Origin of the sequence: Psychrobacter sp. GP33 (genome assembly GCF_014119005.1) — a bacterium.
Taxonomy (GTDB): Bacteria; Pseudomonadota; Gammaproteobacteria; order Pseudomonadales; family Moraxellaceae; genus Psychrobacter.
Genome location: NZ_JACGYX010000005.1, coordinates 24,107 through 39,416 on the forward strand (window position 1 = coordinate 24,107; position 15,310 = coordinate 39,416).

At 43.0% G+C, this 15,310-nt stretch carries 11 protein-coding genes; 7 read left to right on the forward strand and 4 right to left on the reverse strand.

Going from position 1 to position 15,310, the window contains the following annotated elements; all coding sequences use genetic code 11:
- Window positions 1-96 precede the first annotated feature (96 nt).
- Both H2245_RS07915 and H2245_RS07920 read left to right on the forward strand, forming a co-directional pair.
- On the forward strand, window positions 97-1,116 hold the full coding sequence (locus tag H2245_RS07915) for a hypothetical protein (protein WP_259365141.1): 1,020 nt from the start codon (window positions 97-99) through the stop codon (window positions 1,114-1,116).
- Between the two features lie 219 nt (window positions 1,117-1,335).
- Window positions 1,336-2,610: an FUSC family protein gene (locus tag H2245_RS07920; RefSeq protein WP_182406868.1), complete on the forward strand. Its 1,275-nt coding sequence runs from the start codon at window positions 1,336-1,338 to the stop codon at window positions 2,608-2,610.
- Between the two features lie 117 nt (window positions 2,611-2,727).
- On the opposite strand, the gene H2245_RS07925 is transcribed toward H2245_RS07920, so the two are convergent.
- Window positions 2,728-3,861 (reverse strand): PotD/PotF family extracellular solute-binding protein, encoded by a 1,134-nt coding sequence (locus tag H2245_RS07925; RefSeq protein WP_182406869.1) that lies wholly within the window; start codon window positions 3,859-3,861, stop codon window positions 2,728-2,730.
- 263 nt (window positions 3,862-4,124) lie between these two features.
- Here H2245_RS07925 and H2245_RS07930 point away from each other — a divergent pair, with 263 nt between their 5' ends.
- From H2245_RS07930 to H2245_RS07940, 3 genes are all read left to right on the forward strand, one after another.
- Window positions 4,125-4,922, forward strand: a complete 798-nt coding sequence (locus tag H2245_RS07930) for a 3-oxoacyl-ACP reductase (protein WP_182406870.1) — start codon at window positions 4,125-4,127, stop codon at window positions 4,920-4,922.
- Window positions 4,923-5,104: 182 nt separating this feature from the next.
- Window positions 5,105-5,368: a hypothetical protein gene (locus H2245_RS07935; RefSeq protein ID WP_182406871.1), complete on the forward strand. Its 264-nt coding sequence runs from the start codon at window positions 5,105-5,107 to the stop codon at window positions 5,366-5,368.
- A 269-nt stretch (window positions 5,369-5,637) separates the two neighbouring features.
- Window positions 5,638-7,257: an AbgT family transporter gene (locus H2245_RS07940; RefSeq protein WP_182406872.1), complete on the forward strand. Its 1,620-nt coding sequence runs from the start codon at window positions 5,638-5,640 to the stop codon at window positions 7,255-7,257.
- 94 nt (window positions 7,258-7,351) lie between these two features.
- Here the strand turns inward: H2245_RS07940 and H2245_RS07945 are convergent, their stop codons facing one another.
- The 3 genes from H2245_RS07945 to parC are packed head-to-tail and all read right to left on the reverse strand — an operon-like array spanning window position 7,352 to window position 11,212.
- The gene (locus tag H2245_RS07945; protein WP_182406873.1) at window positions 7,352-8,176 is read right to left on the reverse strand and encodes an HAD family hydrolase; all 825 of its coding nucleotides are present in this window, start codon (window positions 8,174-8,176) and stop codon (window positions 7,352-7,354) included.
- 57 nt (window positions 8,177-8,233) lie between these two features.
- Window positions 8,234-8,896, reverse strand: a complete 663-nt coding sequence (locus H2245_RS07950; RefSeq protein ID WP_182406874.1) for a hypothetical protein — start codon at window positions 8,894-8,896, stop codon at window positions 8,234-8,236.
- A gap of 6 nt (window positions 8,897-8,902) precedes the next feature.
- Complete coding sequence (parC, locus tag H2245_RS07955) at window positions 8,903-11,212, reverse strand: DNA topoisomerase IV subunit A (RefSeq protein WP_182406875.1); 2,310 nt, start codon at window positions 11,210-11,212, stop codon at window positions 8,903-8,905.
- 257 nt (window positions 11,213-11,469) lie between these two features.
- On the opposite strand from parC, the gene H2245_RS07960 reads away from it, so the two are divergent.
- Window positions 11,470-13,239 carry a von Willebrand factor type A domain-containing protein gene (locus H2245_RS07960; RefSeq protein WP_182406876.1) on the forward strand — a complete coding sequence of 590 codons (1,770 nt, stop codon included), beginning with the start codon at window positions 11,470-11,472 and terminating at the stop codon, window positions 13,237-13,239.
- A 142-nt stretch (window positions 13,240-13,381) separates the two neighbouring features.
- Window positions 13,382-15,115, forward strand: coding sequence for an AMP-binding protein (locus H2245_RS07965; protein ID WP_182406877.1), 1,734 nt, complete (start codon window positions 13,382-13,384; stop codon window positions 15,113-15,115).
- Window positions 15,116-15,310: the final 195 nt, after the last annotated feature.

A 15,310-nucleotide genomic window follows, 5' to 3' on the forward strand; every position in this document is an offset into this window, starting at 1 on the left:
GCTCATTATTCATAACTTGTCATAAATTATTGCTGTTTTATTAGTTTTTACCGTTTTTATTAGTACGTTTAACCCTATTTTATCAAGGATACCCCCATGGCAGCACCGAGCACGACGCCTCGTCCCGCGAGCAAGTCATACCGCCGCCAAGCCCTTATTTGGTTGCTCATGACCTTGCTGCTCGGTGTCGCCACTGCGCTGGTTTGGATGTTTAGCCAGACGCCAGCTGTTGGTGCTCGCATAGAAAATGCTCCGATTGCCGCACCTGAGCCTTTGATTACAGAGCTCAAGCAGCCGTTGACCGTTGAAGCATTACATGAGCTAGACACTGACGTGCAGCCGATTAATTTTGAAGAAACGGTACGTGATTTGCGCAACTATCCGGATGAATTTAAAGACAAGCGTTATCTGCTGGCCAATAAAGGCAAGTGGACGGTGCAAGTGATGAATGTCGGTGAAAATGACGTTATTGTTAGCTACCTGGAAGGTCGCGAAGACCGAGAAAAGTTCTCCTATTTCCGCTACCGTGATGAAGACAAGCAACTGCGCTATATGCTGATTTATGGATTAATGGGCAGTCCGCAAGAAGCGGTTGGGGCGGCAAAGTTAATTGATTTTGGGCTGCCTGCTGATGTGCGTGTGCTGCCAGAAGAGATTAATCGTTATGTTGGCATTATCGATAACTACGAGCGTCCTTTGCCCATTAAAGACTTGAGTACTAAGCGTACCCGAGCGGTAAAACTAAGACCGACCCAGCGTGAAGTGCCTGTACGTCCAAAACCACAAGCGCCTAAAAGAGAGAGAAATACAGAGGGGTCTGAGAATGGTAATCGTGATCAAAGCGCTAATAATAGTAGTAGGGTCGATAGCATTCGCCAATCTCCAAATACCTCAGAAACTTTTAATGTGAATGAAGAGCGTACGGTCATCCCTGATACTGATAATTCATCAAATACTAAAAAAGATGAACAATCCAGGAAATCTGAGCAAGACAATAAAAAGCCACCAGTAGTGGCAACGCCTCCTCAGCCTTCAGCATCGAATAATAAAAATGTGAACAACGAAAAAGGTAGCAAAGATAGTATGAAAGAGTTGATTCAGGAAAAAACCAATTAGAGACTGCTATTAGCTATAAATGCTGTTACTAAAGTTGTATATCTTTACTGCTTGTAAAAACCCCGCTCAATATGTGCATCGAGCGGGGTTTTTTATGGTTTATTACAGCTGATTATTACGTTTACATCATTGCACGATGCTTTAGAATAATTATATTGTATGCTGCTATTAAGCAGTATGATGCAACTTATACCTTAACCGATTAATAAGAGTATCTGGGTGAAACGACCGTTTTGGCAATATGGGCAACGTGGGCGACATAGTAGAGGTTGGCAACGATTCACTGCCCCAATTATTGAGCCGTATGCGCGCTATCAGCATGCGGATATTTTGCATGCCATACGTTTGGGAGTCGCGGTATTAACAGCGTTACTGCTGAATCGACTCACGCATCTGCCGCATGGAGAATGGACGACCATTACCGTTTTTGTAATATTAGGATTATTGCAGTATCAAGGTGCGATTTACACTAAAGCGAAAGAGCGGGTATTGGGTACGGTGTTTGGCGTGGTTGTTGGCTTGGGATTCTTATGGTTAAGTCAGGATATTGACACCTGGTTATGGTTGTACTATTTATTGATTGGTATTATTAGCGGTATTATTGGTTATGTAGCGGTCAAACAGCTGGGCTATATCGGTTTGCTGACAGGTATTACCATGCTGATGATAGTGTCTAGCCCGAACCACAATAATATTACTCAAGATGGGCTATATCGCGCCTTTAATATTTTGCTTGGTGCAGGCGTTGCTGTCGCAGCGACGTTAATTTTACCGCTCAAATCAACCTTAATGTGGCGATTTTTAATGGCAAGCAATCTTGATGCCTGTGCCACTTTATATGCTAGCGTTGGTCATCATATTGATGTTGATACTTTAGTTATCAAGCCTAAGACTCATTATGAAAATGATGGTAAATTGCAGATTGTTTATACTGCACATAGTCATGCTATTGCAGATACTCCTGTCGACAAGACACTATTAAAATCGCTAGAAGAGATTAATAAGCGCTTGCTCGCTGTGCGTCCGCATATTGCAGCGACAGCAAGCGAGACAGGTCTTGATAAAGACACTATCGAGACCATTCAGCGCGTCCATCGTAATATTATTGGCACGATTGATTTATTATTAACCGCTGCACCGCGCTTGGCAAATATTGAAATTGATGATGATAATCATATTTTATTGCTTCATTATCAACATGAATTGACTCAAGCGATGCAGCATATGGCAGCAGTATTACGCAGCCCAAATGATGAGTTGTTTCGCCCGATTACGCGTATTGCCGTATCAGATTATCCCAGTGTGCACCATTTACCATTTGAGTGGCAGGGCTATTTTTGGTTAACCAAGACGTTGCAAACTCAATTGCAGCAGCTGAGTGATTTATTGCAATTGTATAAACCACAGTGGTTTGCTGCATCCGGTGTACGTTATCAGCGCCGAGAACAGCACCGCATTGAAAAGCATGGCGGCGAGACCGATTTACATTTATAGACCATAAAAAATTTAAGTTACAAAATTCTAGACAATAAAAATTTAGGTAATAAAAAACGCTGACCATTTAAGATCAGCGTTTTTTAAAATGTATCGTTTATATAGAGTGTTTTTACCTTAACGCCCTGTTTTTAGTTTATCCCAATATTGCTGATAAACTTGTAGCGCGTCATCACCAACATCTTCTTGAAATTCAGCTTTTGCCAGTATATCTTTGCTCGGATAAATAGTGGGATTGTTGCGAACCTCTTCGGTCATCAGTTTACGGGCTGCTAAGTTAGGCGAGGCGTAGCCAATCTCTTCACTCACGATTTTAGAATTTTCTGGACGCAGTAAGTAGTCAATAAATTTATGCGCGGCATCAACGTGTTTGGCATTTTTTGGAATGACAAAGTTATCCATCCACAGTATCGCGCCCTCGGTTGGGTATTTATAGACCAAGCTGGTTAAGCCTTCGTTATTGGCGATAATAGCTTCCCCATTCCAAGTCATGCCAATATTGGTTTCGCCTTCCATATACGGCATGCGCGAGGCATCAGAATTAAAGGTTTTGACATTGGGCATTAAAGTTGTGAGTTTCTCATAAGCCGCTTTAATTTCGTCAGGATTGCTGCTATTACCTGAATAGCCAAGGGTCAATAGTGACATGCCAAACACTTCACGCATATCATTCATCAACATGACTTGCCCTTTATATTCAGGACGCCACAAATCATTCCAGCTGTTGACCGTTGCAGGGTCAATCGCTTCACCATTAATAGCAAGTCCGGTGCTGCCCCACATATAGGGAATGGAATATTTATTCTCAGGGTCGACTTTGGTATTGGTAAATGAGGTATCGAGGTTACTAAAATTGCTTAATTTGGATTTATCTAATTCTTGCAGTAATCCTTCTTTTGCCATTTTTTCGACATAATAGGTTGATGGAATTGCTAAATCATATTGGCTTGAATCATCAAGCAGTTTTAGCTTAGCGTACATCGCTTCATTGGAGTCAAAAGTGGTGTAATTGACCCGAATGCCTGTCTCTTTGGTAAAGCCATCTAGAATCTCTTGAGGCATATATTCTGACCAGTTATACAGATTTAACGTTTCCGTACTGGCAGCTGCGCCCACGTCAGACGCATTTTCGGATTTGCTACAGCTGGTGAGTGACAATCCAATTATACCAATAGCAGCGTACAACAAGGCTTTGGTCAGTATTGGTTTAGAGGCGCGAGTACACCGGATGGCTGGGGTTAAATAGGACAAAATGTCTCTCCTCAATTAGGCAAAAGATAAAAATGCAGACATAACAGCGTTATAGCATTATTCATTATACGGTGATGGTCATGGTAAGTCGAAATGTAAAGAGTTTGGCATGCATTGGGAGCGGATAACACAAGGCAAAAGCAATATTTGGAAGAAGTAAGACTGCCTTATAACCATGCTATGATTGGCGCTGATTTGTTTGCTAGGCTTTAAAAGTGCGCTGTTAAGTCGCGTTATATTATTAATAATAAGGATAAAATACGATGAATAAAACAGAATTGGCTATTCCTGCCTTACTAACAACCAAAGTAGCGATTGTGACCGGTGCCAGTCGCGGTTTGGGTGCTCAAATTGCCACGCAAATGGCAGCCGCAGGCGCGAGCGTTTGTGTTAATTATCTTAACAGTAAAGACGCGGCTGACAAAGTTGTTGCTAATATCAAAGCGGCTGGCGGGCAAGCGTTTGCTTATCAAGGTGATGTGACGAGATTTGAGCAAATGCAAGCTATGGCAGCGGAAGTGATTAAACGTTTTGGAGGTATTGATATCTTGGTCAATAATGCCTTACCTAATTATCAGTTTAATCCGAGTGCCGATTACACCAGTATTGAGACCGTAAAATGGGCGCATTTTTCTCAGCAAATAGACGGTATTGTGCAAGGTGCGGTCAATACCGTGCAAGCCGTATTGCCGCAAATGAAAGCGCAGAAAATGGGCAAGATTATTAATATCTCAACCAACCTCGTTTATAATCCAGTGGTCACTTATTATGACTATACTACCGCAAAATCAGCGCTCATTGGTCTGACGCGCAACTTAGCGGCTGAGCTTGGACAATACGGTATTCGTGTTAACTTGCTGGCAGGCGGACTTTTAAAAACGACTGACGCTAGCAGTCTAACGACTGAAGAAGTATTTGACTATATCGCCACTACCACACCATTACGCCAAGCCACATCGGTAGCCGACTTTGCCAATTCGGTACTGCTTATGGCGTCTGACCTAAGTGCGGCGATTACGGGACAATCTATTGCGGTTGATGGCGGTTTGACCATGCCATAGATGCCATAACTGTATTCTAGTCCGGCGTTAACTTAAAGTTAGTGCTGACACTGATGATTCCACGAATAACGACACAATAATGACATAAACACACCGTTACGTACGTCGAAGGATGATGTAATGGTTTTTTTATTTATAACTGTAAATGCCGTTACCAGAGTAAGGCGTATAAGAGAGATGAGATGGACAACCGAAAAATTGCTGGCATTATCACTGCTGTTATTGCGATAGCGGGCTTAATCACGATGCTTAATATGGGTATGGATACGCCAATATTAAGCTGGCCGTTAGAAGCCTATTTGGGCGTCGCGTTTACCATTGGCTGGTTGACCAGTGTACCGACAGCGCTTGCTTATGTGCTTGGTGCACTAGTATTTATGCTCATTGCTTTCGTCTTTTATAAGCTTGGCAGTTGGGTCTATGGATTGGCTACAAGACGACAGTGATAGGATATATTAAGGCGTAAACATGGTCACTGTTTTCCTTTACATTGTTACTAGGCTTATTATTTTATAAGCCTATTTTTTTATCTATATTTTGGCTTTTCAATCATTCATTACTAATAGTTTCCACAACCCATCAAGAATGTTTGTTTTTATTGCTCAAGTATGTTTAAATCCAAGAACTTTTGCCTGCCCATATTCGGGTTTGTTACCAAAAGTTCATCGTGATTAGAAAATAAATATACTGTGAAAATTAAAGGGAATGTTGAGTTATGCAAGGAAGTAATCCACCAGAGGGCAGTCCGCCAAATAATGATTTTGAGGTAGAAGCTAAAAGTTCGCGTATGCAGGGTTTTTTAAAAGGCGTTGAGTGGCTTGGCAACTTACTGCCGCATCCGGTAATTTTGTTCGTTTGGATGTCGGTGTTTTTATTAGTGCTGTCTGCTGTACTGTCATTTTTTGGCGTATCAGCACTCGATCCGCGCCCAGTAGGGACAACCGGACGCAGCGAAGACGGCATTATTCATGTCGTTAATTTACTAAACGGCGAAGGCTTAGCGCGCATCGTTGAAAACTTAGTCACCAACTTTACCGGTTTTGTGCCATTAGGTACAGTATTGGTCGCGCTCTTAGGTGTGGGTATTGCTGAACGCTCAGGCATGATATCTGCTGCATTGCGCGGTTTGGTCATGAACGCCCCCAAAAAGCTGGTCACTTTGACCATTGTCTTTGCCGGTATTATGTCGAATACCGCAGCTGAGCTTGGTTATGTGGTATTGATACCGCTGGCTGCGGTGATTTTCCACTCGCTTGGACGTCATCCTTTGGCAGGATTGGCAGCAGCTTTTGCTGGCGTGTCTGGTGGTTATAGTGCCAATTTACTGTTGGGTACAGTTGATCCATTGTTGTCTGGTATCACCCAAGAAGCAGCGCGTATTATTGACCCAGCGTACACCGTTGGCGCAGAGGCAAACTGGTACTTTATGGCAGTGAGTACCTTTTTAATCAGTGGTTTGGGTTATTTCGTCACAGAAAAAATCGTTGAGCCAAGTTTAGGTGAATACAACCCGAAAGATGCAGATGACCCTTCGGTGCTGGACAATCAAATCGAGAGTTTGTCGTCCATTGAGAAAAAAGGGCTTATCTGGTCAGGTCTGAGCATGTTGGTATTTTGCTTATTGCTGGCATGGACGATTGTACCGGCTGACGGTATATTACGTCACGCGGAAACAGGACTGGTATCGGGTTCGCCATTTTTACATGGCATCGTGGTATTCATTTTTGTATTCTTTGCGATACCCGGTTATATTTATGGCAAAATTACTGGCAGTATGAAAAACAACCAAGATGTGGTTGATGCCATGAGCCACGCGATGAGTTCGCTCAGCATTTATATTGTATTGGTCTTTTTTGCTGCGCAGTTTACCGCCTTTTTTAACTGGTCAAATTTGGGTTCAATTATGGCGGTATCAGGAGCAACATTCCTTACTGATATCGGCTTAACGGGACCGTTTTTATTGGTTGGTTTTATCCTAATTTGTGCGGTCGTCAATCTCATGTTAGGTTCGGCATCTGCGCAGTGGGCAATCACTGCGCCTATTTTCGTACCGATGCTCATGCTGACCGGCTATGCGCCTGAGATGATTCAAGCGGCGTATCGTATTGGCGATTCGACCACCAATATCATCACGCCGATGATGAGCTATTTTGGCTTGATTATGGCAGTGGCGATTCGCTATAAAAAAGACACGGGCGTTGGCACGTTGATGGCAATGATGCTACCGTATTCAATGGCATTTTTGGTCGGTTGGGTGTTCTTATTTTGGATTTGGGTATTTGTCTTGGGTCTGCCAGTAGGTCCGGGTTCAGAGACGTTTTATCCGGCAAGATAATTGCATAACAACGAGTAAATGCTAAATAATAAAAAACCCTTGCTAGATATTGGCAAGGGTTTTTTTAATGTAAAAAATAGTCTATCGCTGACGGTTAATCAACATGGAAATGATTCAACACCGCTTGGATGCCATGTTCTTCAATCGTACCAGTGACAAAATCTGCTCTTTCTTTTAATTCATCTTTAGCATCGCCCATTGCCACCGCATAGCCGACCAAATCAAACATTTCTAAATCATTCAGCCCATCACCAAATGCCATACAGTCGGTTGCATCAACGCCAAAATGCGCACATACATCCAATATGCCGCGCGCTTTTGAGGCATCAATTGGCAAAATATCGCCCACAATCTGATGCCAGTGGACTAACTTTAACCGGTGCTTAACAAAGTCTACATCTTGCATTTTTTGGTCTTGTTCATCAAAAAATACGGAACATTGATATACGGTATTAAAATGACAATAATCAGGGTCAATCATACTACAGCTTTTGATTCGATCATGATACGTGGTCTGCCAATCGTGCTCATCTGACCACACCACGTGGGTTGCGGAGTCAAATTTATAGACCAAATCGCTGCTTCTGCACAGCTCAGAAATTGTGGCGGCTTGCTCACTCGATAAGGGGTAGTCGCTAATCACGCGCTCATTATCAAAACTATATTGCCCATTCATACAGATAATGGCATCTAAAACGTCCGCTTCAAGCAATGCTAGAATATCGAGGGGCAATATCGGCTTTGAGCGTCCAGTTGAAATCACCAGTTTAATATCGGTCTCCGCCAGTGCTTCAAGCGTGGCTTTATTTTGTGGGGCAATTTCACCGTTTCGGCTTAACGTGTCGTCGATATCAAAAAATATGATTTTGGGCGTGGGGATGGTGTCAATTTTTTCGGTTTTGTTGGTTGAGGTTGGCATGAGTGTCCTTTTTAAATATTTAAATTCAAATATGCTATATGTTTTCAAAAAATTAAATTAGTTTTTATCAGTAATATCTTTTATTGATGGTTGCCAAACTTCAGGTAATAATGAATGTATAGCTGATTTTTGTCCATATGAAACCATAGAACCCCAAATCGAAAGTATAATCAATAAAAAAACTATTGATACCCCATTGTTACTAGAAGTTCTAGTTTTCTTATCTTCGATGTTTACTCTCTGGTTAGGCTTCTCAATACCTAGCGCATTTTCTGCAAGACTTCTAACAACTGGTTGTCCGCAAACAGCAATAAATATGATTAACGTAGACCCGTATATCAAGTTAGAAACTACTCCAAGATGTAAAGTATTTAACATTATTGGAGGAAACATATTAATGGCAGTATAAGTAGAAAAGTTTATTAAAACAGCAGTAATTATCGATAGAAAAGCGGCAGTAAAACTATAATGTCTGTAAAGTAATCGAATAAAAGATGAAGTAGCTAAAGATATAAAAATATAATATGCTAAACAAAAAAGTAAGTTCTTAACGTCAAAGATTACCTCTAAACCTTGGACGCTACTCGTATTAGTTACAATAATTGGGCTTCTTAATGCGAAAGAAAGCATAATAATAGCAATGATAAAGCTACCAACAGTACAACTAACGATTATAGGAGAATTGTTAAACTCCTTTTTTGCGTTACTTAATAAGGTCATATAATTTTACCCAACCACCTCAACACTCGTCACATTCTGAAAACCTCTTGGCAATTGACTGCCACGACTGCCACGCTTGGACGTATAATTCGCTAAGTCCATCGGCTTTAAGGTTACATGACGTTTGCCTGCGGTGATGATTAGGCTGTCTTGCTGAGTTAATGGCGTGATGGCAAGGACTTCTTCCTTATCTTTTAGCGTAATCATTTTATTACCCTTACCGCGAGCCTGTTCAGGTAAGTCATCTAAGGCAAAGATTAATAAATAGCCTGCATTGGTCACGACGGCGATATGGTCTGGCGTTTGGTCAATACCGTCACTTTTAGTTGTGCTATTGACGCTCATATCTGTGGCAGTATCTATACGTGCGATGGGTAACAATCGGCTATCGGCAGTTAGGGTGATGATGTTTTTCCCTGCTTTTTGATTGCTGTCCAAATTACCCAAAGTATTGATAAAGCCGTAACCTTGCGAGCTGGCTAGAATAATACGTTGGTCATTATCGCCAGCAAGTAGCTGCTCAAAGTGCGCGCCTGAGGGCGGTTTTAAGACACTGGTGAGCGGATCGCCTTGCCCACGTGCTGATGCCAAATTATGCGCCTCAACACTATAGCTGCGACCCGTACTGTCAAAGACGTAGATTTTCTCATTGGATTTACCGCGTGCGTGCGCTTGGTAGCTGTCGCCTGAACGGTAGCTCATGCCTTGCGCGTCCACGTCGTGACCTTTTGCGGCGCGTATCCAACCTGCTTTGGATAATACGGCAGTGATAGGCTCGCTTGGGACAAGGTCAGATTCTTTTAACGCTTGTGCGTCTTCACGTTCCGCCAGTGGCGACATACGATTGTCACCATGCGCTTTCATATCTTCAGTCAGCTCATCAATGATTAAGCCGGTCAAACTTTCTGGATTATCAAGATATTCTTGGATAATGGCACGCTCGTTTGCCAATTCATCTTGTTCGCGTTTTAGCTCAAATTCTTCCAGTTTTGCCAGTTGGCGCAGACGAATATCTAGGATGGCATTGGCTTGAATATCGGACAAGTCATAGCCTTGCATCAAGGCTAACTTTGGCTCATCTTCTTCACGAATAATGCGAATGACCTCATCGATATGTAAATAGGCAATCAATAAGCCAGCAAGAATGTGCAAGCGTTTATCGATTTTATCAAGGCGATATTCTAAGCGGCGCGTGACCACGGAACGACGGCAAATGAGCCATTCTTCCAAGATATCTTTCAGGTTTTTAACTTTTGGCTTACCGTTTAGCCCAATCATATTCATATTGACACGGTAATTGCTTTCAAGGTCAGTGGTGGCAAATAAATGACTCATCACGCGCTCGACATCAACGCGCGTTGAACGCAGCTCCAACACGATACGGCAAGCATTCTCGTGATCTGATTCGTCATGAATATCAACAATCCACGGCAGCTTTTTATCGGTCATCAGCTTGGCAATTTGCTCTTGGATTTTATTACCGGACACTTGATAGGGTAGCGCATCGATAATGACGAGGTTTTTTTCTTTGTCATCGATATGGTAAGTGGCGCGCATTTTATAGCTACCACGTCCAGTTTCATATAAGGCTTGCAAGTCTTTTTTACTGGTGATAATTTCTGCTTTTGTGGGCAAATCTGGCGCAGGAATCGATTGGGTAAGTTGCTTGACGGATAGCTCAGGATTTTTTAATAAGCGAATAGCGGCACGTACCACTTCATTAAGGTTATGCGGTGGAATGTCGGTTGCCATACCAACAGCAATACCAGTCGTGCCATTCAATAAAATATTGGGCAAGCGCGCGGGCAACGTGGTCGGCTCCTGCATCGTACCGTCGAAATTGTCTTGCCAATCAACCGTGCCTTGTCCGAGTTCTGCGAGCAAGGTATTGGCATACGCGGACATTTTAGCTTCGGTATAACGCATGGCGGCAAAAGATTTTGGGTCATCAGGGCTGCCCCAGTTACCTTGTCCGAAGATAAGCGGATAGCGATAACTGAACGGCTGCGCCATGAGTACCATGGCTTCATAACAGGCGCTGTCACCGTGCGGATGGTATTTACCGAGCACGTCACCGACGGTACGCGCGGACTTTTTAGGCTTAGCCGTAGACTTAAGCCCCAGCTCGCTCATGGCATAAATAATGCGTCGCTGCACCGGTTTTAGACCATCGGCAATATTAGGTAACGCTCGATCCATAATGACGTACATGGCATAATTTAAATAAGCTTGCTCAGTAAACTCGGCTACAGAACGGGTATCCATCGCTTCACTAGCGACGGTAACGGTAGTCGTATTATCAATAACATCAGACATAAAAGTGATTTCGCTTATTAATTATAAATAGGGTTGAACGATAAAGAATTCAGATAGCGCTATCGTAAAGGAAATCGCCATAATTAAAAAGGTGTCTGCCATAATAGACGACAAGTCGTGACGCGGTGAATCACCGTTTTATGTATAGATATTACATAGTAAGTTAAGTATAGTTAATTTTATAATGATAATAATTTGATTGGTTTCTAGGTGAATAAATTGCCACTGACCTGACTGCAATAACAAGGATGCTGCTTATGTTATCGACCCCTTTATCTCGCTTATATACTCACAAGTTAGCAGGTAGCGCATTATTAATAAGCGCGGTGACCAGTATCGGGCTGACGGCTTGTAGTTCGCAGCAAGTGAGTAAACCCATGGCTGAACCAACTCGTGATATGATGCCACAAAAGTCTGCAAGTACGGTCGTCTCAGGGGTCGCCCCTGTGATAGGGATGGCAGCGCCTACAGTTGTCAGCAGCGCCGATATGTTGACGCGCTCCACCAGTTATATCCCACAAGGTATGCCATCACCAAAAATGATGACCCCAGAAATGCGCGATAACTATCAAAAAAATGTCACAAATCCCATTCATCGTACGGCTGATATGCCGGTTGCTACTTTATCCATTGATACTGATACCGGCAGCTATGCTAACGTGCGTCGCTATCTAAACGAGGGACAGTTGCCACCAAAAGATGCGGTGCGGGTTGAGGAGATGATTAACTATTTTCCCTATCATTTTGCAAATGCGCGGCGTTTGAATCGTGCGCCCTTTATTATTGAAACGGAAATAGTCGAGTCACCTTGGGATAAAGCCGGACAAAACAATCAAATACTAAAGGTAGGTATTAAAGCCATCGATACTGCGAAATTTGGGCAGAAAGCGATGACGCTGCCACCTGCTAATTTGGTGTTTTTGGTTGATACCTCAGGCTCAATGCAATCACAAGACAAGTTACCATTAGCGCAGGCGACATTAAACTTATTAGCCAAGCAGTTGCGCGCTGAGGACACCATTAGTATCGTCAGCTATTCGGGCAGTACCGAAGTTGTCTTACCTGCAACGCGCGGCGATAAAACGGCAACCATTCAAGCCGCGATTAATGGCTTGCGCGCTGAAGGCAGTACCAATGGCGAAGACGCACTCAAGCTGGCTTATGCTGAGGCAAGTAAGTCATTAAAAAAAGGCAGTATCAACCGTATTTTGATGCTTACCGATGGCGACTTCAATGTCGGTATTAGTGATGTTGATGAGATGCTGGACTTGGTAAAAGCCAATCGCAATCGCGGGATTTCCTTGTCTACCATTGGCTTTGGTCGCGGTAATCTCAACGATTATATGATGGAACAAATGGCGGACAGCGGTAATGGCAATTATAGTTATATTGACAGCCTAGCCGAAGCTAAAAAAGTATTGAGCGATGAGCTTGCAGCAACTTTTAATACCGTGGCGCATGATGTCAAAGTTCAGATTGAATTTAATCCGACACAAGTGGAAGAGTGGCGCTTGATTGGTTATGAAAATCGCGTGCTCGCCGAAGAAGATTTTAATAATGATAAAGTCGATGCCGGTGAGCTTGGTGCTGGCAAGGCAGTCGTGGCATTGTTTGAGATTACTCCAACAGGGCAGATGGGCAGTTTTAACCCGCGTCGTTATCCAGACAATGCCCCTAATAAAAGCAACTCTATGGTTGCAAAAAATATTAACAATCAAGAGTTAGGCTTCTTAAAAATACGCTATAAAGCCACGCAAAGCACCAGCTCACAGCTGGTCGATTTGCCCATTAATGCGCTGAATAAAGCCACGCCATTAAGCAATGCCTATCCTGATACGCAGTTTGCCATAGCCGTCGCAGGGTTTGGACAGCGCTTGCAGCAGAGCCCGTATATTAATAACTGGCAATATAAAGACAGCCGCGCTCTTGCTACTCAAAGCCTCAATCAAAAAGCAGTCACTGACCCTAATGGCTTACGACGCAGTTTTATTGGTTTGACTGAACTTGCCGATGCCTTGCAGCCTTGAACAGGAACAGTATGAGCGTTGCGATTTATTTACGAACGCTCATACCAATCTTTTATATTGAGTAGTCTGGGTAAAGTGTGTATGTTAAAGAACAAATGTAGATTTACTGCCCATTGCACCATTTTTGAGGAGAAACAAGATTATGGATAATCAAGACCAGTTAACGCGCCGTGATGATAAAGTTTGGCTAAAAACTTATGAGGCGCTTGGGCTGACATATGATATTGAATTGCCTGCGGATAACACCTCGCTGATTGATATTTTTGAACAAAGCTTTGCTAAAAATGGCAACAAAACCGCTTTTGTTTGTATGGGTTCTGAATTGACTTTTCAGGAAGTAGATTTATACAGTCGGCAAGTGGCGGCTTATTTGCAGTCATTGGGATTGGTTAAAGGCGATAAAGTCGCGGTCATGATGCCCAATGTTTTGCAGTTGCCCGTAACCATTATTGGCGTGCTGCGTGCTGGCTTGACCTTAGTGAATGTGAATCCGTTATACACTACCAAAGAGCTTGAGCATCAGCTTACCGACTCTGAGGCAAAAGCACTTATTTTGGTGGAGAACTTTGCCAAAACGTATCAAGATATTGGTCGTAATATCGTGGATCATGTGGTGATCACGGGTATGGGCGATCTGATGGGCACGCTGAAAGGCTTTATGGTGAATACGATCGTGCGCCATGTCAAAAAACTGGTGCCTGATTATAAAATTGCTGGTAGCGTTAAGTTCAACGCTGCGCTAAAAACAGTCACGATGAGCCAATATAAGCGTCCAAGCAATATTACCCTTGATGATGTGGCTGTTTTACAATATACAGGCGGCACAACAGGCGTCGCTAAAGGGGCGATGCTGACCCATAAAAACTTGGTAGCTAACCTTATTCAGTGCAATACTTTTTTAGGTAGTGCCTTTGATGCGTTTGACAAAAGTGGCGAGCAGGCAGTGATTATGACGGCTTTACCGCTGTATCATATTTTCTCATTTACCCTTTGTGGGATGTTTGGTCTATATCGTGGCTGTGTCGGCTTATTGATTCCTAATCCGCGTGATATTGACAGCTTATTAAAAGCTTATAAAAATCATCCACCTGCACTTTTCCCTGCTGTTAATACGCTATTTAATGCCCTTGCTAATAATGAAGAGTTTAAGGCGTTGGATCATAGTAAGTTGCGCGTAACGATGGGCGGAGGAATGGCGGTAGTGAGCTCGACTGCAGAAAAATGGCGTCAAATAACGGGCAATATTATCGTCCAAGGCTACGGATTATCGGAAACATCTCCAGTAGCCACCGCCAATCCTATTAATAGCGCGACTTTTAGTGGCACTATTGGCGTACCGATGCCAGCGACTGACGTTGCTATTTTAGATGATGTGGGTAACGAGGTCGCATTGGGCGAACGTGGTGAAATTGGCGTGCGTGGTCCGCAAGTCATGAAAGGTTATTGGAAGCGTGATGATGCAACATCAGAATCAATGACCAGCGATGGGTTTTTCCGTACTGGTGATATCGGTATCATGGATGAGAATGGTTATATCAGTATCGTTGATCGTAAAAAGAACATGATTTTGGTGTCTGGTTTTAACGTCTATCCCAATGAAGTCGAAGAGGTTATGGCAGGTTGTCATAAGATTCTAGAGTGCGGTGTCATTGGCGTTGAAGATGATAAAAGTGGTGAAGTGCCCAAAATTTTTGTGGTACGCCGCGATGCTAGCTTGACTGAAGAAGAAATACACGCCTATGCTAAAGAGCATTTGACTGGCTATAAGCGCCCACGTTATGTTGAATTTATCGATGAGCTGCCAAAATCAAACGTCGGTAAAATCTTGCATAAAGATTTGCGTAAACTTGAAGCAGACCGTCACGCTAAGCAATAGTTAGCGGTTAAAAACTAAGCGCTTATGTGCTCATGAAAAAAGGATAAGGTCGCCACTGTGTGAACTTATCCTTTTTTATTATTGGCGTTACGGTGTATATTTACGTTATCTACAGTTGAGAGCTGTACTTACCCTCTTTTTAAGAAGCACTTTTCTAGCGTAGAATACTGTGCGTAATGACGTTCGGTTCACAAA

Coding starts and splice junctions, on each gene's coding strand:
- H2245_RS07945 (WP_182406873.1), bottom strand. CDS start 8,176: ATGCCAACCTCAACCAACAAAACCGAAAAAATTGACACCATCCCCACG.
- H2245_RS07940 (WP_182406872.1), top strand. CDS start 5,638: ATGCAAGGAAGTAATCCACCAGAGGGCAGTCCGCCAAATAATGATTTT.
- H2245_RS07915 (WP_259365141.1), top strand. CDS start 97: ATGGCAGCACCGAGCACGACGCCTCGTCCCGCGAGCAAGTCATACCGC.
- H2245_RS07960 (WP_182406876.1), top strand. CDS start 11,470: ATGTTATCGACCCCTTTATCTCGCTTATATACTCACAAGTTAGCAGGT.
- parC (WP_182406875.1), bottom strand. CDS start 11,212: ATGTCTGATGTTATTGATAATACGACTACCGTTACCGTCGCTAGTGAA.
- H2245_RS07935 (WP_182406871.1), top strand. CDS start 5,105: ATGGACAACCGAAAAATTGCTGGCATTATCACTGCTGTTATTGCGATA.
- H2245_RS07950 (WP_182406874.1), bottom strand. CDS start 8,896: ATGACCTTATTAAGTAACGCAAAAAAGGAGTTTAACAATTCTCCTATA.
- H2245_RS07930 (WP_182406870.1), top strand. CDS start 4,125: ATGAATAAAACAGAATTGGCTATTCCTGCCTTACTAACAACCAAAGTA.
- H2245_RS07965 (WP_182406877.1), top strand. CDS start 13,382: ATGGATAATCAAGACCAGTTAACGCGCCGTGATGATAAAGTTTGGCTA.